A 24,625-nucleotide genomic window follows, 5' to 3' on the forward strand; every position below is an offset into this window, starting at 1 on the left:
AAAAATCAATCTATTTCTTTAATCACCAAAGTGGAGTCTTGAAGCCTAAGCTTTAACCAAGTCAACATTTTTTTTGAGTCTTCAGCTTTTTTACTGGAACTCACCCCATCTTTCCAATCTATCTCAAAAACTGGAACGGTGTCCATTTTCTTAAAATCGGTGCGAATTTGGTATGAAAAACCTATTGCATCAATATTCTCATAATTGGCCTTGGCCTCTGCACTAATATTCTGGAAGGGAATCTGCTTGCCCGCATTTTTGGTCAAAGTGGATAATTCTTCTTCTAGCAGTCGAATTTGTTCATCCTTATTCAACAATTCCGCCTTGTTTTTTTCATAGAGCTCACTAACGTAATTGAACTTTTCTTCCGAATCGTCCTTGCCACCCTGTATAATGTGCAATTCTGCATTTTTCAATCTAGTGTATTGGTTCTTCTGTGTCCTCCATGTATTAATTACGTTCTCGGGAACCAGTTCATCACCCATGAACACGACTTCGATCAATGAAGCACCATCATCTACATAATCGAGTTTGGTAAGGTTATCCACATATCGTCCCGAACCTTCAAACTGATACACTTCCACAGTTTCTTGTAAAAACCCTTGGGCCTGTTTCATAAAAAGTGATTCTTGAAACACCTTGTAAAAGGTAAATCCGGCTGGAATCATCACCAAAATACCTGTAATGGAAGCCAAACGTGCAATAAGTCTTCTACGTTGTGAATTGGCATAACGAACCATGGGAAACCTCAGGAATTTGATGACCAAAAAGGTTGCCAAACCAATAAAAATAGTGTTGATAATAAACAGATACATAGCCCCAGCTGCATACCAAGGTTTTCCAATCGCCAAGCCAAAGCCTACCGTGCAAAGCGGTGGCATTAAAGCTGTTGCGATGGCTACTCCAAAAATAACACTGGCAATAGTACCCTTTTTGGCCCTGGCGATAACAAGGGCAAGTCCACCAAAAAATGCAATCAATACATCTCGAATGTCCGGTTTGGTCCGGGCGAGTAATTCCGAAGATTCATCCCGAAGGGGAAATAGATAGAAGAAAAGAAATGCTGTAATAACACTCAAAACTACCATCACGGCAAAGTTCTTAAGAGACCTTCGCAAAGTATCAATGTCGTTAATGGCCAAGGACATACCCATGCCCAAAATGGGACCCATTAAAGGAGAAATTAACATGGCTCCAATAACTACAGCGGTTGAATTTGCATTTAACCCAATGGATGCTATAAAAATGGAACATACCAAAATCCACGAAGTATGCCCCTTAAAAGGGATATCCGCTATAATGGATTCCTTGGTAGCTACAGCATCGGTATTGGAACGAATTTCCAATAAATCCGAAAGGAACTTGCGTATACTTCCCAATAGCCCCTTAAAATCCTTTTTTACTTCATCCCCACTATCTTGGCCAGGAGACGTTTCCATATTTTTTTGGTCTTCGCTCATGTATTATGCAAACTGATCGCCGAATTTTTCCTTTACTTGGTTCAATACTTTTTTAATATCCTGCTGTTTTGCCTTTGGATAGATCAAGAGTACTTCTTCTTTATCCACAATAATATAATCTTCCAAACCATCGACCACAACAACTTTGTCTTTAGGGGAACGGATCATATTGCCTTTGGCATCTTCCAAAAGCACTTTGGCGTTTACCACTGCATTTTCTTTTTCGTCCTTATCTAATTTATCATAGAGTGCACCCCAAGTCCCCAAATCGTTCCAATCAAAGGTCGCAGGCAGTGTATAAATGGATTTGGACTGTTCCAAGATAGCATAATCGATGGATATGTTTTCCGCTTTGGCGTAATTTTCTTGAATAAAAACTCTCTCTTCTTCTGTGTTATAGGAGGAAATTCCTTTGCCAAACAATTCATATTGACTTGGCTGATACTTTTTGAAAGCGTCCACAATGGTTTCTACACTCCACATAAATATACCTGCGTTCCAGAGAAAGTTGCCTTGTGCCAAAAATTCCTTTGCTGTTTCATAATCCGGTTTCTCCCTGAACTGGGACACCTTTTTCAGTTTTTCGTCACTTCCCTTTTCAAATTCAATGTATCCAAAGCCAGTGTTGGGAAACGTAGGCTGGATTCCCAAAGTACAAAGCGCATTTTCCTTTTCACATTTATCAAAACAAGCTATGACATCCTTTTCAAATGCAGCTTCATCTTCAATCCAGTGATCACTGGGCGCCACGATCATCACTGCATTAGGGTTCATTTTTTGAATCTTTAAAGAAGCATACAAAATACATGGCGCAGTGTTTCGCATTGCGGGTTCGAGCACAACCTGGTCTTGTTTTACCTTAGGCAATTGTTCTAAAACCAAATCATTGTAACGCTCGTTGGTGAGAATTAAAATATTTTCGGTGGGGATAAATTTGTTTAAACGATCAAAAGTTTTTTGAATCAAAGTTTTGCCCGTTCCCAACATATCGTGAAACTGTTTTGGGTTGGATGTTGTGCTAACCGGCCAAAATCGCGAACCTACTCCACCTGCCATTAAAACTGCGTAATAATTCTTGTTCATGTTGCTACTTTTAAGTTTTATGCCTGTTAACTATGTACATCTTGAACCAGCTCAACTTCGGCATTGGGCTGAAACAAATATAATCTCCCCGTTGATAACTCCACACATTCGTACCGTTTAACTTTCTTATTTCCCTTCTTGAACAACCGACCATTGTACAATTTAAAAACACTTCCCTGTGGCAATTCGTACACATAACTATGCTCTCTCTCTTCAATGTCAAAAGCCTTGAGTGCGATGGACAATCGTGCATCCGTACTACTGCTCGCCTTTGGGTTTCTAAAATGACTGGCAATTATTGGCAATAACTGTGATGGAAACACCTCGGGTCGAATAAATGGCACCATTAAATGCTGAAAAGTACGCTTCCATTCCAATCCGTGCGGTTTTATTCGACGACCATAGGTTTCAAAGGCTACTAAATGCGCGATTTCGTGAATGAGTGTAATCAGAAATCGATATTTGTTCAACGAGGCATTTACGGTAATCTGATGCAACCCATTGGGCAACCTTCGGTAATCACCATGCCTTGTAACCCTATGGCTCACAATCTTTAAATGTACTCCATTGGTTTTGATGAGCTCAAAACAAGGAGCTACTGCAAGCTCGGGAAGATATTTTTGAAGGGTATTGTTCACTGGGATAAAGTTACAAGTTTATCCATACAATGCTTCCTAAATTGCTCTAGGGAGTACTATTGCTCACTTGCAACAGCTTACCGTTATAGAGTTTTTGTCCTGTCAAGGCAAAATCTTTGATGTATGTGGCCATCTCCAATGCAGTTACCGGAGCTTTGTATCCCGGGAATGCTTCTTCCAACATTTCGGTTTGTACAGCCCCCAAAGCCAGGACATTAAAACTTGGACCCGTTTCTTTGTATTCCTCGGCCAATAGTTCGGTCAAGGTGATTACCGCTCCTTTACTTGAGCTATATGCAGAAAGCCCTGGGAATTTCATACTGCCCTGTACTCCACCCATGGAACTCACGGTTACCACATGCCCTTCTTTGCCCATCATTGGGAGCACGGTCTTGGTCATTTCGGCTACCCCGAACACATTCACTTTGTAAACAGCTTCAAATTCCTGGGCCGTGGTTTCCGAAAAAGGCTTGTTCAATAATCGCCCAGCATTATTGATCAGCACATCCACCACATGCCATTGTTCCAGAAAACGGCTTACCTTTTCAAAATCGGATGGATTTCCCAAATCAAAAGGAAATGCATGCACATTGGATAGTCCTAAATCATCAACTGGCCCAACATTACGTGACAATGCTAGAACTTGATGCCCTTCTTGGGCAAAAAGTTTGACCAGTTCAAAACCTATACCTCTGCTTGTTCCCGTTATTATAATGTTTGCCATAAGTGAAATCCCTCGACTGCGCTCGAGATGACAGTTTTAAATTACTTTTTTAATTGTATTTCTTGTGTTGGTGCATTGGCAATACCCTCTATTACCGGAATAGTCTTGTTGACCAAAGTAGCCATATGTTCAAAATCCATAAGTTCAGGTTCATCCCCTACTTTATGATAATGATTAAAATTGGTAAAATCAAAAGTGCAAAATGTGTGTGATGGCACTGCAAATTCTTCATGGAACGGATAGTTGTCCGAGCGTTGGTAAAGATTAAATTCTTTCGCGGTTGGCAGAAAACCCACCAGATTCTCCTCAGCATATTTATTACTCACCTCTGCCAAATTGGACATGTCATATCCCGTGATGTACATAAAATAGTCTTTATCCTTTAAGGGAACACCCGTCATTTCAAAATTTAGCATAGTGTACAGGTTCAAATCCTGCTCCTTTAATTTTTTAGCCAAATGTTTAGATCCCAATAAACCTTTTTCCTCGGCACTAAAAAGAGCAAAAATCAAAGTACGTTTATTGGTTTTTTGCGTTCCAAAATAACGGGCCATCTCCAAAACTGTAGAAGTTCCCGAAGCATTATCGTTGGCCCCATTTGCAATAAAATCACCATTCTCTGGCCCTATGGTTCCGATATGGTCGTAATGTGCTCCAATTAAAATATACTCCTCTTTTAAATTAGGATCATTTCCCTCAACAACCCCGACAATGTTATACGAAGGTTTCTTGAAGTTTGATAACGTATCTCGATAGGATTCAAAATAAGGTTGAAGTCTATAGGATTTGAAATAGTTTTCGATATACTTTGCGGCCATTTCAATTCCCTCACTACCCGAATCCCTTCCTTTCATGTCATTGGAAGCCAAGTAATTCATCATGTCCCCTATTCGTTCTCCATTAGTGAAGGTTTCTTCGGATACTGGTAGGGCAGGCGACTCCATTTTGCTGGATTCGGCAACCTGGATGGAACCACAGTTCATTGCAAACAGAGTTACCATGACATAGAGTAATGTCTTCATAATTTTCGCTTTTTGAATTTTTTAAAGATAAAAAAAGCATCCTAAAAAGGATGCTTTTGATTTGTGTTATTGAATGTCCCTTTCGACTTCGCTCAAGGTGACATTAAAACTATGCCAACATGGTCACAGGATTTTCCAAGTATGCCCTCAATGTTTGAAGGAACTGTGCTCCTGTAGCACCATCTACTGTTCTGTGATCACAGGCCAATGTAATTTTCATTGTGCTTCCTGGTATAATTTCCCCATTTTTCACCACTGGTTTTTCAACAATAGCTCCAACCGACAAAATTGCTGAATTCGGTTGGTTGATAATGGAAGTGAATTCCAAAATACCGAACATCCCCAAATTGGATACGGTAAAGGTGCTTCCTTCCATTTCGTCCGGCTTGATTTTCTTGTTTCTTGCCCTTCCGGCCAAATCTTTAACTGCAGTACCCAATTGGGTCAAACTCAACTGATCTGCGAATTTGATTACCGGAACCACAAGACCTTCGTCCACTGCTACCGCAACACCCATGTGTATATGATGTTTGTACAACATAGAATCACCATTCCAAGAAGTATTTACCTGTGGATGCTTTTTAAGTGCCATCGCACAAGCTTTCAATACCATGTCGTTGAAAGACACTTTGGTATCTGGCAAATTATTTATCTGTGAACGTGACGCCTTTGCATTGTCCATGTCCACTTCTATTGTAAGATAGTAGTGAGGTGCTGAAAATTTGGATTCACCCAAACGCTTGGCAATTACCTTGCGCATGGTGGAGTTTTTAACCTCCTCGATACTTTCCTCTCCAACGGGCAAACTTACAGGTGTAACTGGCGCTGCAGCAGCTTCGACCGATTTTTCAGCGACTGGAACTGCTTGGGATGGCTGATAATTTTCAACATCTTTTTTGACAATTCTTCCATTGTCACCGGTTCCTTTCACATCGGCCAAGTTAATTCCTTTTTCACTGGCTATCTTTTTAGCCAAAGGAGAAGCCAATACGCGTTGTCCGTTTTGAGAACTTGCTGCTACCTCCTTAGTGGTTGTTTCCTCAGCTTTTGGAGCTTCGGCCTTATTTACTTCGGCTTTTGGAGCACTTGTGGCAGAACCTCCTGATGTTTGTGCCTGCAACACAGCATCAACATCGGTGCCTTCTGGACCAATAATGGCCAATAGGGAATCTACCGGAGCACCTTCACCTTCTTGAATACCAATGTGCAACAAAGTTCCGGAGTAAAATGATTCGAATTCCATTGTGGCCTTGTCGGTCTCTATCTCGGCCAAGATATCTCCTTCTTCAACTGTGTCACCAACATTTTTTAACCAGCTGGCCACGGTTCCTTCCTCCATAGTATCGCTCAATCTCGGCATGGTCACAATCTCTACTCCTTCTGGAATATCGGCCGGCGCACTTGCCGGAGCTGAACTTTCATTTGCTTCTGGTTCCGCAGCATCTTCTTCTTTTACTGAATCAGAAGAACTTCCAGACTCATTCAATAGACCGGAAATATCCTCTCCTTCTTCACCGATTATGGCCAAAAGTGAATCAACCGGGGCACCATCACCTTCCTCTATTCCGATATGAAGCAAAGTCCCTTCATGAAAAGATTCAAATTCCATGGTGGCTTTGTCCGTTTCGATTTCAGCCAAAATATCTCCTTCTTCGACTTTGTCCCCTACGTTTTTGAGCCATTTTGCCACGGTTCCTTCTTCCATGGTATCGCTCAATCTAGGCATGTTGATTACTTCTGCCATCTAATTATAATTTATGTTGTAAAAATGGATAGTCTTCTTGCTCGTAAACGGTGTCGTACAATTGTTCTTTTGGTGGGAAATTCGATTCTTCTGCAAATTTCTCACACTCTTTCACCAAGTCCTTCACCCTTTTATCAATTTGTTTTAGGTCGTCTTCGGATGCATATCCTTTCTCAAGGATTACATCTTTCACCTGAGTAATCGGATCTATCTTTTTATACTCTTCAACTTCTTCTTTTGTTCTATAATGTTGCGCATCCGACATGGAGTGTCCACGATATCGGTATGTCTTCATCTCTAAGAAAGTAGGTCCTCCACCTGTTCTTGCGCGCTCAATGGCCTTATCCATTTCTTTGGCAACAATGGCAGGATCCATTCCATCCACGGGACCACATGGCATTTCATAGCCAAGCCCCAATTTCCAAATATCTGTGGAATATGAAGTACGTGCTACAGAAGTTCCCATGGCGTAACCGTTATTCTCACAAATGAAAACTACGGGCAATTGCCACAACATAGCCAAGTTAAAAGCCTCATGAAGTGAACCTTGTCGGACAGCACCATCTCCCATATAACACAAGGTAACAGAATCCCTTTTAAAATACTTATCGCCAAAGGCCAATCCAGCACCTAAAGGAATTTGTCCACCCACAATTCCATGTCCACCATAAAAACGGTGTTCTTTTGAGAAAATATGCATGGAGCCGCCATTTCCTTTTGATGTTCCGGTTACCTTTCCATAAAGTTCCGCCATTACTCTTTTTGGGTCCACACCCATACCGATGGGCTGAACGTGGTTTCGATAAGCAGTGATCATGCGATCTTTATCCAGGTCCATTGCATGCAACGCACCTGCCAGAACTGCTTCCTGACCATTATATAGGTGTAGAAAGCCTCTAACTTTTTGCTGAATATATACTGCGGCAAGTTTATCCTCGAATTTCCTCCAGAAAAACATGTCCTCATACCATTTAAGGTAAACTTCTTTGGTGATTTTTTTCATCTACAGTTGTATTAAATGAATTCCCTCCTGTGGTAGGGAAAAGCAAAAATACATATATATCTGTTTTGGAAAAAGATTTGAATTAAGAATCGCCCAAAAATGAACTATTAAATGCCAAAGGTAAAATGTCCGCTACGGAACTACATTTATAAACTGGTCCTTTCTCGGACCCAAGCAACAATGATATTGGCGAATTCTGCTTTTGCTCATACTCCACAATAGCTTGTCTACAATTACCACACGGGGCTGCTGGCTCTTCCACTTCGTGGCCGGAAGACGAGGCACTGATAGCGATGGATTTTATAGTAACACCAGGGTATTTAGCTCCTGCATGGAAAACCGCAACACGCTCAGCACACAGACCTGAAGGATAAGATGCATTTTCCTGATTGTTGCCGATAACCACCTCTCCATTTTCCAACAGGACTGCCGCACCCACCTTAAACTTTGAATAAGGTGCATACGCATTTTCTCTGGCCGCCACCGCATCCTGTAACAATTTTTGGTCGTTTTGTGACAACTCTGATTCATTCTCAAAAATGAACAGTTCAAAACCAATTTTCTTTTTTTCCATGTAAACTCAATGGTCTATCTCAAAAATAAGAAAACCTGCCCAAGGGACAGGTTGTTTCCTATTTAATTTATACTTTCTTAATCATTGTAGAACTCTTCACCAAAACTAAAGGTAAGTGAGAATCGCAATGTGTTTTCCAACGGGTTTCTAACCTGTGAGGTCGAGAAAAGATAGGAAAGGTCTATTTGTGCTGATTTATACTTGAAGCCCGCACCTAGGGTGAAGAATTTTCGAGAGCCTTTTTCTTCACTCTCGTTAAAATAGCCACTTCGCAACATAAAAGCCTCTCTAAACCTATATTCGGCCCCAAGTGCCCAGGTTACTTCTTTCAGTTCTTCGCTAAAGCCATCAGGAGCGTCACCAAAAGATTCGAAAATTCCATTAAAGAAGCTAATATTTTGATATTCATCATTATCTTCAACCGTTATATCACCGTCCCCGTTAAAATCTCTTGGGGTCGGTACCAAAAGTTTATTGAATTCTGTACTGATGGCCAAAACGTTATCTTGATCAAAAATAAAATCGAAACCACCTCCAAACTTTAAGTTTGTTGGTAAAAAGTTTTCCTGTCCTCCTTCATCGTATTGAAGCGAACCACCAATATTGGAAATATTGAAACCAAACCTCCATCGACCATCATAATTACTATAAGCAATTTCCGGAGATCTATAAAATCCCGCAATATCTACAGCAAAAGCATTTGCCGCCTGTGAATCTTGGGTACCATCTTGAAACCTTAGATTGGAACTAATAAACCTACCACCAACGGCCATTGAGAATGATTGACTTAATTTTAAGGAGTAAGAACCATCCAAGGCAAACTCGCTTGGCTTTACCAATGTAGGCTGTTGTTCTATGGTTTGTCTCAGTTCTATTTCCCCCAAACCAAAATATCGAAGTCCGAAGGCAAATGCACTGCGATCATTAAGTTTGTTATAGTAATTAGCATTCAATAAGGAAACATCATTGACAATAGTTTCCAAGTAAGGGGTATAACTGATGCCAACACCAGATTTCTGGGTTGCAAAAGCATATTTGGCAGGATTCCATTGTTGGGAATATGCATCAAAAGAGGTTGCTACACCCATATCCCCCATACCGGATGCCCTTGCATCGGCGGCTATGGTCAAAAATGGTACGGCTGTTGTAATTGCCCTTTCTTGCTGCGCACTCACCAGTGGGGCAAAGGCAAGCAACACTACCAATACGAGTAACTTTTTCATTATAAGTATTTACGTTTAGTAAAGTTCATAGTCCAAAATATGCTTTTGGATATATTACATGTTAACGTTCTTTTCCACAAATTCGTGTAATTATAAGTGTGTTTTTTAAAACATACGGCAAACCCGAATAAAAATTCCAATTTCAACATTAACCATGGACAACCCTTTTATCGTTAAAAACGAAGGTCTCCATACTAATTTGGCCCCTTCTCCGTTACAGAAGTGTAGCATGTGCCAATCAACACATTGCCAGAAATATTTAATGAGCACAAAATATAATGGTAAAAACACCGTTTTAATGCCATTGAAGGATTTTAAAAATCAAAACAAGTTGAAGTTACTGAGGGTATACAGCCCTGAGTTTCAAAGTACTCAAGCCCAAATTATGAAAAAACACTTATTCAAAGTTGTACTTTCTTGCGTCGTTGTGATGGGAAGTTTTACCAGTTGTAAAAACTCTTCCTCATCCAAGAATGTCTCCAGAGCCACTGGTTGGAAAATTAATGCCAAAGAAGGGGGATTTCAATATAACTCAGACTTCAAAGAGCAAGAAACCCCTCCGGGAACTGTATTTGTGGAAGGTGGAACTTTTACCAAAGGAAAAGTCCAGGATGATATAATGCATGATTGGAACAATACACCGACCCAACAACATGTACAGTCCTTCTATATGGATGAAACCGAGGTAACCAATGTAATGTACTTAGAGTACTTGGATTACCTTAAGGAAGTTTATCCTCCGGACAACCCCAATTACGCCAATATTTATAAAGGTGCCCTACCGGATACCTTGGTTTGGAGAAACCGATTGGGCTTTAACGAAACAATGACCAACAATTACCTAAGACACCCTGCTTATGCGGAGTATCCTGTTGTAGGTGTTAACTGGGTGCAAGCCACCCAATATGCTGAATGGAGAACAGACAGGGTGAACGAAGTTATGTTGGAAAGAGAAGGGTATTTGGCAGAAGACACCAAATACAAAGTATTGAACGGCGAATTGGAAGGTACTTTTAGCACAGAAGCTTATTTGAACAACCCAGAATCCGTTTATGGCGGCGAAATTGATTCCCTACAAGGCAAACAAAAACGAGATTCCATTAATGCATTTGCCAAAAGAAGTAGCGGTATTATTATGCCTGCTTATAGGTTGCCAACTGAAACCGAATGGGAATATGCAGCACAAGCACTTGTTGGAACAAGAGAGTACAATAACTATAGAGGTCGAAAAAAATATCCTTGGGAAGGTGACTATACCCGTAACGGTCAACGTGTAGGTCGAGGAGACCAATTGGCCAACTTTAAACAAGGTAAGGGTGATTACGGCGGTATTGCAGGATGGTCCGACGATGGTGCCGATATTACTGGAGAGGTTAAATCATACAAACCCAACGATTTTGGTCTATATGATATGGCCGGAAACGTAAACGAATGGGTGGCTGATGTATACCGTCCTATCGTAGATGACGAAATCAGTGACTTCAACTACTACCGTGGAAACGTATTCATGAAAAAAGCCATCGGAGAAGATGGAAAAGTTGAAATCTTGACAGATAAAATTGTTTATGACACATTGCCAAATGGTAAAATTGTGGCCATCAATCTTCCAGGAGAAATCAAAGAAGTACCGGTAACGGAAGAAGAGACTTACTTAAGAACCAATTTTGATAAGAGTGACAACCGAGGTTTCAGAGATGGTGACCCAGGTTCCTCAAGATTCTTTAGTCGATTTAGTGATGAGGAAGACAACCGTAAAATGTACGATTCCCCTAAACACTCTGTTGAACGAAATGAAGAAGGTGAGCTAGTTCGCCAATATGACGAGTCCAACTTCAGAACATCTTTGATCAACAACGAAGTTCGAGTGTACAAAGGTGGATCCTGGAGAGACAGAGCTTACTGGTTAGACCCTACACAACGTAGATACTTGCCACAATATATGGCAACAGATGATATTGGTTTTAGATGCGCCATGTCCAGAGTTGGATCTAAGTCCAGAACCAAGAAAACCGTACGACACAAAAAAGCAAAATAAAAAACTTATTGAGTATTTTAAAAAGCCCCGACCTAGGTCGGGGCTTTTTTTTATCTTCGGTTTATGACAATGGAAGAGTTACACGCTCTGTTCATAGAGCACCCTACAATATGTACCGACACTCGGAAAATTACCGAAAACTGTCTGTTCTTTGCCCTAAAGGGCCCTAATTTTAATGGAAATGCCTTTGCACAAAACGCTTTGGATAAAGGAGCCGCTTATGCAATAATAGACGAGGAGAGTTTCAAGACCTCTGACAACCTCATACTTTGTGATAATGTTTTAGAAACCCTACAACGGTTGGCCACTTACCACAGGAACCATTGCAAGGCAAAAATTATATCATTAACGGGCAGCAATGGAAAAACCACGACCAAGGAACTCATCAATGCCGTAATTTCAAGAAAATACAAGACCATAGCAACACAAGGCAATCTAAACAACCATATTGGTGTTCCATTGACCTTGTTGTCCATACAACCAGATACGGAAATGGCCATTGTAGAAATGGGTGCCAACCACATAGGCGAAATTGAGTTTTTGTGCAAGATTGCCCAACCCGACTTCGGATACATCACCAATTTTGGGAAAGCCCACTTAGAGGGTTTTGGAAGTGTGGAAGGTGTTATTCAAGGGAAAAGTGAATTGTACTACTACCTCACCACACACGACAAACATGTTTTTTTTAACGCTGATGATCCTATTCAAAAAGAGAAATTAGCGAGTTATACCAAAAAAATAGGGTTTAGCACTAGTAATCATCAATTCTACAATATCAAGTTTCTTGGGGCCGACCCCTACGTTAACTTGGAAGTTGAAGGAGTACACATACACACCCAACTTGTGGGCAAGTACAACTTTCCAAATTGTTGTGCCGCCATTTTGATGGGAAAATATTTTAATGTGCCAATAGAAGACGTTAAATCGGCCATTGAAAACTATCGCCCCCAAAACAATAGATCACAGATACTTTCCAAAAATGGTTTTGAGATTGTACTGGATGCCTATAATGCCAACCCCACAAGTATGAAAGCTGCCCTGGAGAACTTTAGCTTAATGAAAGCTGATAGGAAAACCATAATTATAGGCGATATGTTCGAACTTGGGAACACCGCGAACAAGGAACATCAAGCAATTGCGGATTTTGCAGAAAAACTCCAATTTGACGACATCTACTTGGTAGGTGAAAATTTCTTTAAAACCAAAACCTCATCAACACAATGTAAATCGTTTGATGATCTGAAAGATCATCTCCTGAAGAATCCTTTGAAAAAAGGAGCATTACTGATCAAAGGCTCCCGTGGAATGGCCTTGGAACGAGTGTTGGAATTATTATAAATCCATCGTTTATTTGAACGTTATTTGGTAGAGACAAGGAGTTCTCTCACGTCTACATCCAAAACTTTGGCAATCTGAAACAGGGTTTCAACCCGCGGCTGCATATCATTCCTACACCATTTTGAAATAGTATTGGTATTCATATCCAATTCTTCGGCCAACCATTTATTGGTTTTTCCCTTTTCAGCTAAAACTGCCTTAACTCTATTATAGACTGGTTTATCCATAGTAAATGCTATGATTCAGTTATAAAAATAATTAAGAAAAGTAAATGCTATAAGCATTAAAATATGTCTTATTAGGAGATTTAAAAATCTTTATATAATTTTGAAATGCTTTAAAAGGAGATAAATAAACTTTTAAAGTTTTTATTAGAAGATAAGAACAAAATTATGAGCAAACAACACACCAAATCCGACCTGGAAAAGATCATTGCACTTCAGCAAGAGAGCCTACAGGCCATGCAAAAGGCATTGGGCAGTTTGCGGCACCAAAACGAACGTTTGGAGCGCAGTAACCAAAAACTAAGAAAAAGGATATCTAAATACGAGTAGAAAAAGTGGGATATACTGGATTCGAACCAGTGACCTCTGCCCTGTCAAGGCAGCGCTCTAAACCAACTGAGCTAATATCCCGTTAAAATGGGCTGCAATATCGGAAATTAATCCCAATCTCCATACTCTGCGGAGTTCTTTGATGTTTCGTGCAAGGTAATATGCAGTAACTGACCCTTTTGTAGCTTGGGCTTTAGGATATCGTAGATCACTTTTACAAAATACTCCGTTGTTGGAAGCAAATCCTTGAACTCCGGGCAATCTTCGTTCAAGTTCTTGTGATCAAAACGTTCTTCCACCTCATCCCTGACCAAAGTTCCCAATTCCGCAAGGTCCATCACAAAACCGGTATCCGGGTCAACCTCACCCTTGATCCTTACTTCCAAATCAAAATTATGACCATGAAAACTTGGACTGTTGCACTTACCGAACACTTCGATGTTCTTCTCCTTGCTCCACTTGGGATTATGGAGCCTATGGGCGGCATTAAAATGGGCTTTTCTGCAAATTGTAGCAATCATGCTGCAAAGTTAATCTCTTTTTCCTCATTCAATATTCATGGATTCAAAAATTTATGTGCAACGACTTAAATCCCCTGTTTTGAATTGAAATTCACAAGCGTTCTTCCTAACTTTATGCAACAGGCAGATAAGCTTTCAACCGTAAAATTTATCTAACAGCAAATAAAAAATATATACTATGAAAATTACCTATTTGGGCCATGCCACTTTGCTCCTTGAGATGAATGGAAAAAAGATACTTTTTGACCCGTTTATCACCGGCAATGAAATGGCATCGGAAATTGATATTGACAACCTTAAGGTGGATTATATTTTTGCGACTCACGGACATCAAGATCATGTACTCGATGTTGAGGCCATTGCAAAGAACAATCCTGATGCCTTGTTGGTCTCCAACTTTGAAATTGTTACATGGTTTGCGGAGAAAGGTGTTCAAGGACACCCTATGAACCACGGAGGAAAGTACACATTTGACTTTGGGACAGCAAAATATGTAAATGCGGTTCACTCCAGTATGTTGCCCGATGGCAGCAACGGTGGAAACCCAGGTGGATTTGTGCTGTACGATGAATCAAAATGCATCTATATTGCCGGGGACACCGCATTGACCAAGGATATGGAGCTGATTCCCAAAACATGTCCAAAATTGGATATTGCCGTTTTGCCCATTGGCGACAATTTTACTATGGGGTATGAAGATGCCGCTATTGCAAGCGACTATGTGGAATGCGACCAAGTAATTGGGTGTCATTACGACACATTTCCGCCTATTAAGATTGACAAAACAAAAGCTGTAGAGCACTTTGAAAATAAAGGAAAGAAATTAATGTTACCGGATATTGGAGAGTCAATAACGGTATAAAACAAAAAAGCCTTCGATTTCTTGAAGGCTTTTTTATTTAACTTGATTAATTATCTCATGGAGCCTCTACGCTCATTGTTGAAATGGAGAAATTACCTGAAGTGTCCTTAGATACTACCTCCACCGAATAATTCTCACCATTTAAAAACAAAACCGGTTCCAATAAATCTAAAGCGTAATTCGCTTCTTCCATAAGAAGGTTTTCGTTTTCCCATACTTTCACATCATAGGTGAGCACATCATTATCCTCATCGTTACCAATCCAACCTATGGACATTTCCATTGTTCCAGTATTAAATTCAATTGAGATTTCAGCAGCATAAGGAGCATAATTCCCAACAGGCGTACCCGGGGTAGTAAAGGAATACGTATTTCCCGATGTTTCCCCAAACTCATTGATAGAATTTACGGACCAAGTATATGTTTTGCCTCGTTGTAACTCCACTTGGGTTTCTAAATTGGAATAGGTGTCCCTAAACACTTCCGAATTATTTTCCAGCACCACCAACTCATAACTATCTGCGTATTGGGCAGCATTCCAGTTAAAGGCAATTAAAACTTTGGATTCATCCGAAGGCACTTCCTCATAATCGGAACAGGGTTCTCCATTGGCTGGTAACGCACCCAAAACTCGAGCGGGCAAATCATTGCTTGGTTCGGGTTCTGGTAGTGGTTGTTCACCCCCTCCTCCACCTCCACATGATAGAAACAGGGGTATTATTACAACAAATAGAGTTCGGGAGATTAATCTTACCTTTTTCATCGTTTTACAATCTTTACAGTTTCCATACGTCCGTTAATTTCCATTTGCAGCAAGTAGATACCAGATTTTAGAGTAGAAACATCCATTATTTTATCGTTATCATTATACTGAAACTCCTTGACCAGTCTTCCATCAATACCAAAAACTTGAACATTAAATGTGGTATCAGTGGATAAAATGTTTACACTTGCCGAGGTTATTGTTGGGTAAACCTGAATCGTATCCCCAATAAAAAAGCTATCGGATACAATACCTTGACAGTCACTTTCTCCAGAAATCGCGATTTCAGTCTGCCCATGTAAGTTGTTCAGGACAATGGTCTGCTGACCGATGTTTTCAAAAGTGTAATTTCGTATCTCATCATTCACCTGAACATTGTAATTTTTACTTCCTGCCACTTCATAAACAACAGTACCCATTTTGGAATCCGTAGATGCTCTTTTACCTGTTACGGATGCCAATTCGTTTACAATAACTCCATAGGTTTGTTCAAAAAGGATTTCTGGTATTGAAACTGTGATGGTATAGATACCTTCGGAAAGATTTCCTATTTCAAATTCCTGCCCAGAGGCTACATCATCAAATTGATTGGTGTAGGAATCCCCTATAATGGAAATATCCATCAAATGTCCAGTTGTACTCATTAAAATAGTTACAGCTCCATCCGAACTACCAATACAACTTGGAGTCAATACATACACCTGGATGGCATCTACGGGAATGATTTCACAGCCATAATCATCCACAACAGCATCTGGCCGGGTATCCAAACAAAGGTCCAAATGATCTAAAACTCCATCGGCATCATTGTCCTCGTTGCACAATGGCGCTTTACCTCCATCAACAATGGTCCACCCAAAACCATCAATTAAGCTCTGTCGTGCTTCTTCAGAATCACAATATTGACTTGAGCCAGCGTTCAAAACAACATTGCTTTGTTTTAAGGGCAAGCTATTCCAACCAATCAATGTTTTGTCATAATTATCCAAGGATAATCCTGCATTTAAAAAAAGGTAATCCATATTGGTCACATTACTTATTTCCCACTCTCCTAAGTTTTGGTCAAAAGAAGTTGCACCATCAAACATTCCACTCATTTCGATTACACTTGAGGTATCCCAATTTGAAATATCTTTATTAAAAGAACTGGCATTTTGAAACATCGCTCCAAAATATTCCACTGAAGACACATTCCAATTTCCAATATCTTGATTAAAATTGACGGCATCCGAAAACATTCCACCCATTGTGCTTGCACTTGAGGTATCCCAATTGTTCAAAGGTTGATTAAAAGGTGTCCCAGCAAATGCCGAATGAAAATCCGATACTTTCGAAACATCCCAATTGTTCAAGGGTTGATCAAAGGAAGATGCATATCCAAAAACAACTCCAAGGTTGGTTACGCTGCTGACATCCCAGTCATTTAAGTTTTGACTAAAAGCCTTGGCTTCCGCAAAGGTTCCATTTAAACTGGTGACATTGGAAACATCCCAATTCGAAATGTCTTGATTGAATAAATCCGTTGTGTTGAATGCAGCTGCTAGATTGGTGATATTGGATACGTCCCAAGAATTCATCGATTCGTTTCCTATGAGTGACCTACATCCCCTAAACATATACACTAGACTAGTGACCCGACTAAAATCTGGAAGATCCAAAGCTGTAACATCCAAATTAGCACAACCATGAAATGCAGATTCCATTGATGTCCATTCGATAGAGCCCCATTGATTCACTTCCATTAATTTATCACTATCATTGGTTGTTTCATCGAAGGATAAATCATCAAAATAAATCCTTGGAAAACCGCCGCTAATAGAAACTTGATAAGTACCTGCAGTTGCATAGGTATGTGTAATATCGCCAGTAACATTTGTATCTGAATTTCCATCGCCCCAATCTACAGTGTAGTTATAGGTCTCACCTGAAAATGTCGGAATCGTAATTTGATTATCCGCTGAAATTCCAGGGTTGTCTGTTTTCCAAGTTGTTATGAAATAGGTGCTCGAACAGTCTTTTCCTGCGTCTGTTATTTCCCAATTGTAAGTATCGATAAGTAATTGTCTGGCCGCTTCACTATTGCAATAGTGGGTATCTTTTGCGCCGAACTCAATATTTTCTTGCAGGGAAGGCAGCTTACTCCAAGCATTTAGAATCTTGTCATAATTTGATACTGATATTCCGGAACCATCGAACATGGCATTCAACCTTTCTGCTTTGCCTATATCCCATTTTTCTAAATTTTGATTGAACGAAGTGGCATTTTGGAACATCTCGTTCAGATAACGAATGTTGCTGACATCCCAATCCCCAATGGGCTGATTAAATTGTGGAGCATTATCGAACATGTTATTCCCTAAAAAGGTTATATAGCTTAAATCCCAGTCTGCCATACTTTTATTCCCTTTTAGGGATGAGCAACCATAAAACATATGGTTTAAGCGTACATCCTTCGAAAAATCAGGTGAATCTGTAGCCAGAACATCCAAATTGGTACATCCAGCAAAAGCAAAGGCCATGGATATCCACCGATTGGTGCCCCATTGATCTATGGAAATGATCTTATCCGTATCGGAAGTATTTCTAGGGTATTGATAAGGGTAATCTGCATTGCTATTATTAAAAAATATATGCGGAAACCTACCCGTTATTGATACTTGGTATGTGCCTGGAACAGCGTATGTATGGGTAATGTCTTCAGTTACCCCGGTATCGCTCGTGCCATCTCCCCAGTCCACGTTATAGTTATACACCTCTCTCGAATTTGTAGGTATGGTAATTTGATTGTCCTCGGAAAATCCAGGGTTGTCAGTTTTCCATGTGGTAATAAAGGGGCGTTCCTCCTCACAGTTTTCTCCTTGATCGATGATGACCCAATTATAATTGGAAATAAGGAACTCTCGTGCCTCCTTTCCCAAACAATATTGTACGTCCTTTGCCCCTAATATGGTTCCATTTTGTAATGAAGGTAACTGGCTCCAAGCAATCAGGATCTTATCATAATTTTCCCGAGAGAGATCATTGTCGTCAAATATATTTGACATATCTACAACATTACTCACATTCCAATCGCTAATATCCTGGTTGAAACTGCATTGGCTAAACATGTAACGCATAGTAGTAACATTGCTCACATCCCAAGAAGATATATCCTGATCAAAAAAGGTACTGTTGAACATGTAATCCATATTTGTAACATTCCCAACATCCCATCCCGTTACATCCCCTCGAAATGAACTAGCACCAAAGATTCCGCTCATGTTTTGTACGCTGCTGACATCCCAATTGCTTATATCCTGATTAAAGGGGCTACTAAAAAACATATAGGACATATCAATAACGTTGCTTACATCCCATGCAGATATATCCTGATAGAATGATGATTTATCAAACATATTGGACATATCGGTAATTGTGCTTACGTCCCAATCATTAAAATTTTCTATGCCATTAAAATTAGGGTACTCACGATTCGTATAATTAAATGAATAAGTACAATAGAAGAACATTCTCCTCAAACTCGTGACACTGGATAGGTTGGGTACATCATTAGCCCCGACTGATATATTGGTGCATCCAGCAAATGCTGAATCCATAGAAGTCCATTGAATACCCCCCCATTGTTTAATGTTCAGGATTTTATCCTTATCTCCTGTTTCGTTGAAATAAATTCTGGGAAATGTCCCTTCAATCGAAACCTGATATATGCCCGGGACATTAAAGGTATGTGTAATACTTCCGGTAACATTGGTGTCTGAATTTCCATCACCCCAATCAACAGTATAATTATAAGTTTCTCCCGTAAAAGTTGGTATTGTAATTTGGTTGTCCGCTGATACTCCGGGATTGTCAGTTTTCCAAGTCGTGATGAATTCCGTTTGGGCAGATACCAAGAAATGTACCAAACCCAAAAGGATAGAGGTTAGTATTTTTTTCATGTGCTAGTTTAGTTCTAGCAACATACATTTATTATTGGGAATCGAAAAAAATATTTCGACAAAAAGTAATATTTTTCCTATTATGATGCTTTGAGAAAAAATACTTTTGGCAATCCACCATCACTCTCAATTTTTTCCTGACACAAACAAAAAAAGCCTTCGATTTCTCGAAGGCTTTTTTCTAGTTGTGGGCGCTGAGGGATTCGAACCCCCGACCCCCTCGGTGTAAACGAGGTGCTCTGAACCAACTGAGCTAAGCGCCCATTCAATTTCCTAAATGGGAGTGCAAATATAACACTGTTTTTCATTTAAAAAACAAAAAATGAAAAAAAATTACACTACTTCCGCTACAACAAAAGTACTCCCCCCAACATAGATCATATCCTTGTTATCAGCACAATTCAATGCTTTTTTGAATCCCTTTTTTACAGACTTGCACACTACACCGCTCAACCCCAATTCCTTAGCCAATTCTTGAAGCACTAGGGCATCCATCCCTCTCGGGATACTTGGCCTAACAAAATAATATTTTGCATCCTTTGGAAAAAGTGCAAGAACTGAATTCACATCTTTATCCTTTACAAAACCAAGCACGATATGAAGTTGATCGTAGGATTGCTTTTCAATCTGTTTTAAAACCAATTGAAGTCCCTCTTTGTTATGCGCAGTGTCACAAACCACTAAAGGATTGTTTTGTAACACCTGCCATCTTCCCAAAAGTCCTGTGTTTGCCACAACTTTTTTAAGTCCTGCGACAATTGCTTTCTCCGGAACCTCAAAATTTTTCAATTGGTGAATACATGCCACCACTCCATTGATATTCTTTTGTTGGTATTCCCCCAACAAATCAGTTTCATAGACTACTGCAGGTTCATTATCAGCAAAAACAATATTGGATTTAAGCTGATGGGCAATCAAGTTGAAAATCATTTTAGTCTCAGGCTGGGTCTCGCTAATTACCACTGGAACCTTTCTTTTAATGATTCCCGCTTTTTCCAATGCAATTTTCTCAAGGGTATCTCCCAGAAACTGAGTATGGTCGATTCCAATATTGGTGATTAAAGAAACCTCTGGAACTATAATGTTGGTAGAATCCAACCTTCCTCCCAAACCGACTTCTATCACCGCAATATCCACTTTCTCTTCAGCGAAATACGTAAAGGCCATCCCAACGGTCATTTCAAAAAAAGAAAGCCTATTGTACTCTAAAAAAGGTTTGTGCTGTTCAATAAAATCCTTCACAAACCGCTTACTGACAACTTTTCCATTTATTTTGATACGTTCCCGAAAATCCTTTAAGTGAGGAGAAGTGTACAATCCGACCTTATATCCAGCTTCCTGAAGAATAGAAGCCAACATATGGCTACTGGAACCTTTCCCGTTGGTTCCAGCAACATGGATACTTTTAAATTTTTTCTCAGGATTGTCCAGGACATTACAAAAGTGAATAATGTTATCCAACTTGGCATTCATGGCCACCGCTCCCTTTTGCTGGTACATCGGAAGTTGTCCAAACATCCAGTCCAAAGTCTCTTTATAGGTCACTACTGCCCCAATTTAAAGTTGACCACTACAAAACCTATTTGCTGCGCAGGTGCATTGGAATCGGAGTTCCATTGATGGAGAAGTGCTGTTTTACGAGCTGGTTCCAAAAGACAGGGAGCGTTGTTGGTGGTACCTTTTACACCAGGTTCAGCCTTGACAACTTTACCTGACCTATCAACGGTAATCCTTACGACAACCCTACCTTCTTCGTTACATTCTTGCTGTACTTTGCCTTTATTGGCCAACGACCTTCCACTTAAGCCATAGCCGCCAGTTCCACTTCCTGGTGAACCATAATAAGATGAAGCATAAGGGTCTCCATCTGGTTGACCTTTATCTCCTGCCAGATTATCGTCACCTTCGCTGCCTGTGGTTGTACCATCGGATTTACCGATACCACCGATTAGGGCATCAACGCTTTTTTTCTTGGCTTCTTGCTCTTGTCTTTGGCGCTCTTCGGCTTCACGTTTCTCACGAGCGATTCGCTCGGCCTCCGCCTTGGCTTTTTCGGCCTCTTCTTCCGCTTTACGCTTGGCCTCTTGCCGTTGTTTCAGCTTGATGGTTTCCTCATCATTACTGGTCAAAACCTCCTCCACGGGAGCTTCTTCTACAACTGCTTCTTTAGGTTCGGCAGGCTCTGTCACTTCTTGCGGTTCGGGTTGGCTTTCGACTTCCCTTGGTTCAGACTTTACTGGTTCTTTAGGTTGTACTTCCCCACTTCCAAAATCCATGGTACCAAAATTGACGGCAATCCCGTTTTCAATGGGTGGGTCGAGGTAAGTAAGGCCGATATAAAAAAGCAACAGGAGTAGTGCGCTTAACAAAAGTGTTGTAAGCGTAAAGGATTTTTTCTTGTGTCTCGTATCTAAAAAGGACATTATTTTGGCCGCACTGCCAAGATAACCTTGTAACTGTTCCTATTGGCAATGTCCATTACGTTGACCGCTTCTTTAATGGCCACGTTTTCTTCTGCTCTGAGGATGATTGTCGGCTTTTCTTGACCTTCAAGTGCCTTTTTTAATTCAATTTCAATGTATTCTTTGTTGATCTGCTCGTTGTTCACAAAATATTTCAGGTTCTTATCAATTGTAACCGAAACATTCTGTGTATTGGTTGATTTTCCCTTTGCCTTTGGCAAGAGCAAATCCAACGCATTCGGCGCATTGGACGTCAGCATGAAAAACACCAACAATAGGAACACAATGTCCGTCATTGATGACATGCTGAATTCCGGGCTTATTTTGTTTCTTCCCTTCAGTTTCATAGCTAAAGGTTATATAGGTTCGTTCAACAAATCCAAAAACTCTACCGCATTGGCCTCCATTTGATGCACCACCTTATCAGTTCTGTTCACTAAGTGGTTGTAACCGATATATGCGATAATACCAACCACCAGACCAGCAACTGTTGTGGTCATTGCAGTATAAATACCCGATGCCAAAGATCCCATTTCCGCCTGACCTCCGCTACTTGCCATTTCATGAAATGCCAAAATCATACCGATTACGGTTCCCAAGAAACCTATCATAGGTGCAGCACCGGCAACGGTTGCCAAGACACTCACGTTCTTTTCGAGCTTGTACACTTCGAGTGTACCTGCGTTCTCAATTGCCGTATTGATGTCATCCAACGGCTTTCCGATCCTAGCCACCCCCTTTTCAGTAAGTCGGGCTACGGGTGAGTCCGTTTGGGCACACAGCAGTTTTGCAGCTTCCAACTTTCCGTTCATCACATGATCACGAATCTGGTTCATGAAATTCTTATCTATCTTGGACGCAGCTTTTATTGCAAAAATGCGTTCAAAATATATGTACATAGCTACAAACAGAAGAACAAAAAGTACCATAATAATGACAATACTTCCTGTTCCACCGTTGACAATAAGATCTATTACGGACAAGGTCTTTTCTTCGGAAATAGAGGCAGTTGCCTCAACGCCTTCCGTCACTTCTTGAAACATATTCATATAAAATCCCCAATTTAAGTTGCAATTATAACGGAGATTTTTGAACTAAAGTATTTTTTAGAACAAATTTCGCATCAGCATATAGCAAATAGATCCTGAAACGAATCCGATAAGAGCCAACCACGATATTTTTTTAAGATACCAAAAGAAGTCAATTTTTTCCATACCCATAGCTACAACACCAGCAGCGGAGCCAATAATCAACATACTACCTCCGGTTCCAGCTGAATATGCAATGAAGTGCCATAACTGGTCATTCATCGGCTCAGAGAACATTCCTAAACTGGCAGCTACCAACGGAACATTATCTATCACCGCTGATCCAACCCCAAGCAACAATATCACCAAATCGGAGACCTGTGTGCCGGCCATTTCCGTACCCATCAAAGGCATTCCTTGTTTTAGGCCCTCTGCAAAATTGAAAAGCATACCTAAAGATTCCAATGACGCCACCGCCATTAAAATACCCAAGAAGAAAAGAATACTTGGTAACTCAATTTTTGTAAGTGCTTTGTGTACGGGACTATGATGGGAAGCCTCATCGCTTTCATGGTCCACATTGGAAATGGAAAACTTTGAACTACTATATATTTCCGCAAAAGTTGAAACCACTGCCAAGGAGAGCATCATTCCAACATAAGGTGGCAAATGGGTAATAGTTTTAAATATCGGTACAAATATGATAGCACCTAAACCTAAATAAAGCATATTTGCCCCAAATTTAGATTTTGACGGCTCTTCTTCCTCAGCCTCGATTTTGCCCTTGAAAGCAGGCAGGAATGATGCAATCAACGAAGGAACGACCATACACACCAATGAAGGTATGAGCAAATGCTCGATTAGGTTAGCGGTAGTTACTTTTTTACCGATCCACAACATGGTAGTGGTTACATCGCCGATTGGTGACCAAGCACCGCCAGCATTGGCCGCTATAATAATAAGACCTGCATACCAAAGCCTTACGTTCCTGTCCTTTACAATTTTTTGAAGAATGGAAATAAGCACAATAGTTGCGGTCAGGTTATCTATAATTGCTGAAAGAATAAAGGCCAAGAATGAAAAGATCCAAAGAATTTTCCTTTTGCTTCTAGTCTTTACAAAAGACTTTATAGTAGAAAAGCCATCGAAATAGTCAATAATTTCCACAATGGTCATTGCTCCTAGGAGGAACACCAATATTTCAGAGGTCTTTCCTAGATGGTGCAGTAGAGTTTCCTCCAAAAGCTCCATCTTTTCAGCATGCCCAAAGGTGCCGAAATTTTCCAACAAATGGTGTTCGCCAGAATCGAACCAAGTGGTAAAACCATCGATTCCAAATGACATAAGGGCCCACATCACCGCCATCATGGCCAAAGCCGGAATAAGTTTATCTATTTTTAAATTATGTTCTAGGGTAATTGCCAAATATCCAATTACAAAAATGACAACTAAGAGGGTTTCCATGTTAAGTTTGGTTTAATTAAGGAATAAAATTTTTGAGTAGTTATCTGAGTTGCTAAAGATATTCAAAATGAATATTTCCGCATAATCTTATCGCTATAAAAATATGTGAAGACAAAACACTGATATTGAAAAAATCGTTAAAAATTCAATCATTCTCATTTATTTGGTCATATCCATAGAATATTAATA

The 24,625-nt window shown here is 40.2% G+C and carries 22 protein-coding genes and 2 tRNA genes; 4 read left to right on the forward strand and 20 right to left on the reverse strand.

All coding sequences use genetic code 11. From position 1 onward, the window contains the following. Positions 1-5: 5 nt before the first annotated feature. The 9 genes from ACQQ5U_RS13110 to porV all read right to left on the reverse strand — a co-directional run bounded on the left by ACQQ5U_RS13110 (position 6) and on the right by porV (position 9,471). Positions 6-1,460 (reverse strand): DUF389 domain-containing protein, encoded by a 1,455-nt coding sequence (locus ACQQ5U_RS13110; RefSeq protein WP_437398161.1) that lies wholly within the window; start codon positions 1,458-1,460, stop codon positions 6-8. A gap of 3 nt (positions 1,461-1,463) precedes the next feature. Further along, positions 1,464-2,543 (reverse strand): mannose-1-phosphate guanylyltransferase, encoded by a 1,080-nt coding sequence (locus ACQQ5U_RS13115; RefSeq protein ID WP_437398162.1) that lies wholly within the window; start codon positions 2,541-2,543, stop codon positions 1,464-1,466. Between the two features lie 26 nt (positions 2,544-2,569). Next, complete coding sequence (locus ACQQ5U_RS13120) at positions 2,570-3,181, reverse strand: SprT-like domain-containing protein (RefSeq protein ID WP_437398163.1); 612 nt, start codon at positions 3,179-3,181, stop codon at positions 2,570-2,572. A gap of 46 nt (positions 3,182-3,227) precedes the next feature. Next, the gene (locus ACQQ5U_RS13125; protein WP_437398165.1) at positions 3,228-3,905 is read right to left on the reverse strand and encodes an SDR family NAD(P)-dependent oxidoreductase; all 678 of its coding nucleotides are present in this window, start codon (positions 3,903-3,905) and stop codon (positions 3,228-3,230) included. Between the two features lie 41 nt (positions 3,906-3,946). Further along, complete coding sequence (locus tag ACQQ5U_RS13130; protein WP_437398167.1) at positions 3,947-4,927, reverse strand: M28 family metallopeptidase; 981 nt, start codon at positions 4,925-4,927, stop codon at positions 3,947-3,949. Positions 4,928-5,036: 109 nt separating this feature from the next. Then, the gene (locus ACQQ5U_RS13135) at positions 5,037-6,671 is read right to left on the reverse strand and encodes a 2-oxo acid dehydrogenase subunit E2 (RefSeq protein WP_437398169.1); all 1,635 of its coding nucleotides are present in this window, start codon (positions 6,669-6,671) and stop codon (positions 5,037-5,039) included. A 4-nt stretch (positions 6,672-6,675) separates the two neighbouring features. Beyond that, on the reverse strand, positions 6,676-7,674 hold the full coding sequence (pdhA, locus tag ACQQ5U_RS13140; RefSeq protein ID WP_437398171.1) for a pyruvate dehydrogenase (acetyl-transferring) E1 component subunit alpha: 999 nt from the start codon (positions 7,672-7,674) through the stop codon (positions 6,676-6,678). An 82-nt stretch (positions 7,675-7,756) separates the two neighbouring features. Further along, complete coding sequence (cdd, locus tag ACQQ5U_RS13145) at positions 7,757-8,248, reverse strand: cytidine deaminase (protein ID WP_437398172.1); 492 nt, start codon at positions 8,246-8,248, stop codon at positions 7,757-7,759. Positions 8,249-8,325: 77 nt separating this feature from the next. Next, complete coding sequence (gene porV, locus ACQQ5U_RS13150) at positions 8,326-9,471, reverse strand: type IX secretion system outer membrane channel protein PorV (RefSeq protein WP_437398174.1); 1,146 nt, start codon at positions 9,469-9,471, stop codon at positions 8,326-8,328. Positions 9,472-9,856: 385 nt separating this feature from the next. On the opposite strand from porV, the gene gldJ reads away from it, so the two are divergent. Next, entirely contained in the window at positions 9,857-11,506 is a 1,650-nt protein-coding gene (gene gldJ / locus ACQQ5U_RS13155; RefSeq protein WP_437398176.1) for a gliding motility lipoprotein GldJ, read from the forward strand. A 63-nt stretch (positions 11,507-11,569) separates the two neighbouring features. Next, on the forward strand, positions 11,570-12,844 hold the full coding sequence (locus tag ACQQ5U_RS13160; RefSeq protein WP_437398178.1) for a UDP-N-acetylmuramoyl-tripeptide--D-alanyl-D-alanine ligase: 1,275 nt from the start codon (positions 11,570-11,572) through the stop codon (positions 12,842-12,844). 20 nt (positions 12,845-12,864) lie between these two features. On the opposite strand, the gene ACQQ5U_RS13165 is transcribed toward ACQQ5U_RS13160, so the two are convergent. Further along, positions 12,865-13,071: a helix-turn-helix transcriptional regulator gene (locus ACQQ5U_RS13165; RefSeq protein ID WP_437398180.1), complete on the reverse strand. Its 207-nt coding sequence runs from the start codon at positions 13,069-13,071 to the stop codon at positions 12,865-12,867. A gap of 165 nt (positions 13,072-13,236) precedes the next feature. Between ACQQ5U_RS13165 and ACQQ5U_RS13170 the strand changes: the two genes are divergently transcribed. Continuing rightward, positions 13,237-13,398 (forward strand): hypothetical protein, encoded by a 162-nt coding sequence (locus ACQQ5U_RS13170; RefSeq protein ID WP_437398182.1) that lies wholly within the window; start codon positions 13,237-13,239, stop codon positions 13,396-13,398. Between the two features lie 6 nt (positions 13,399-13,404). On the opposite strand, the gene ACQQ5U_RS13175 is transcribed toward ACQQ5U_RS13170, so the two are convergent. Continuing rightward, positions 13,405-13,479, reverse strand: a tRNA-Val gene (locus ACQQ5U_RS13175). 26 nt (positions 13,480-13,505) lie between these two features. After that, positions 13,506-13,919, reverse strand: a complete 414-nt coding sequence (locus tag ACQQ5U_RS13180; RefSeq protein WP_437398183.1) for a 6-carboxytetrahydropterin synthase — start codon at positions 13,917-13,919, stop codon at positions 13,506-13,508. Positions 13,920-14,097: 178 nt separating this feature from the next. On the opposite strand from ACQQ5U_RS13180, the gene ACQQ5U_RS13185 reads away from it, so the two are divergent. Beyond that, positions 14,098-14,781: a metal-dependent hydrolase gene (locus ACQQ5U_RS13185; protein ID WP_437398185.1), complete on the forward strand. Its 684-nt coding sequence runs from the start codon at positions 14,098-14,100 to the stop codon at positions 14,779-14,781. A 55-nt stretch (positions 14,782-14,836) separates the two neighbouring features. On the opposite strand, the gene ACQQ5U_RS13190 is transcribed toward ACQQ5U_RS13185, so the two are convergent. From ACQQ5U_RS13190 to nhaD, 8 genes are all read right to left on the reverse strand, one after another. Further along, the gene (locus ACQQ5U_RS13190; protein ID WP_437398187.1) at positions 14,837-15,544 is read right to left on the reverse strand and encodes a hypothetical protein; all 708 of its coding nucleotides are present in this window, start codon (positions 15,542-15,544) and stop codon (positions 14,837-14,839) included. Beyond that, the gene (locus ACQQ5U_RS13195; protein WP_437398188.1) at positions 15,541-19,482 is read right to left on the reverse strand and encodes a BspA family leucine-rich repeat surface protein; all 3,942 of its coding nucleotides are present in this window, start codon (positions 19,480-19,482) and stop codon (positions 15,541-15,543) included. Before ACQQ5U_RS13195 ends, ACQQ5U_RS13190 begins: the two co-directional genes overlap by 4 nt. A gap of 188 nt (positions 19,483-19,670) precedes the next feature. Beyond that, positions 19,671-19,745 (reverse strand) — tRNA-Val (locus ACQQ5U_RS13200). A gap of 70 nt (positions 19,746-19,815) precedes the next feature. Beyond that, entirely contained in the window at positions 19,816-21,027 is a 1,212-nt protein-coding gene (locus tag ACQQ5U_RS13205) for a bifunctional folylpolyglutamate synthase/dihydrofolate synthase (protein ID WP_437398190.1), read from the reverse strand. Continuing rightward, positions 21,027-21,905: an energy transducer TonB gene (locus ACQQ5U_RS13210; RefSeq protein ID WP_437398192.1), complete on the reverse strand. Its 879-nt coding sequence runs from the start codon at positions 21,903-21,905 to the stop codon at positions 21,027-21,029. Before ACQQ5U_RS13210 ends, ACQQ5U_RS13205 begins: the two co-directional genes overlap by 1 nt. Continuing rightward, a complete protein-coding gene (locus tag ACQQ5U_RS13215; RefSeq protein WP_100816272.1) occupies positions 21,905-22,291 on the reverse strand; it encodes an ExbD/TolR family protein in 387 nt (128 codons plus the stop codon). Before ACQQ5U_RS13215 ends, ACQQ5U_RS13210 begins: the two co-directional genes overlap by 1 nt. A 9-nt stretch (positions 22,292-22,300) precedes the next feature. Continuing rightward, positions 22,301-22,993: a MotA/TolQ/ExbB proton channel family protein gene (locus tag ACQQ5U_RS13220; RefSeq protein WP_437398194.1), complete on the reverse strand. Its 693-nt coding sequence runs from the start codon at positions 22,991-22,993 to the stop codon at positions 22,301-22,303. A 57-nt stretch (positions 22,994-23,050) separates the two neighbouring features. Beyond that, positions 23,051-24,436 carry a sodium:proton antiporter NhaD gene (gene nhaD / locus ACQQ5U_RS13225; protein ID WP_437398195.1) on the reverse strand — a complete coding sequence of 462 codons (1,386 nt, stop codon included), beginning with the start codon at positions 24,434-24,436 and terminating at the stop codon, positions 23,051-23,053. Between the last annotated feature and the right edge of the window lie 189 nt (positions 24,437-24,625).

The organism is Flagellimonas lutimaris (assembly GCF_051494225.1).
GTDB classification, from domain to species: domain Bacteria; phylum Bacteroidota; class Bacteroidia; order Flavobacteriales; family Flavobacteriaceae; genus Flagellimonas; species Flagellimonas lutimaris_A.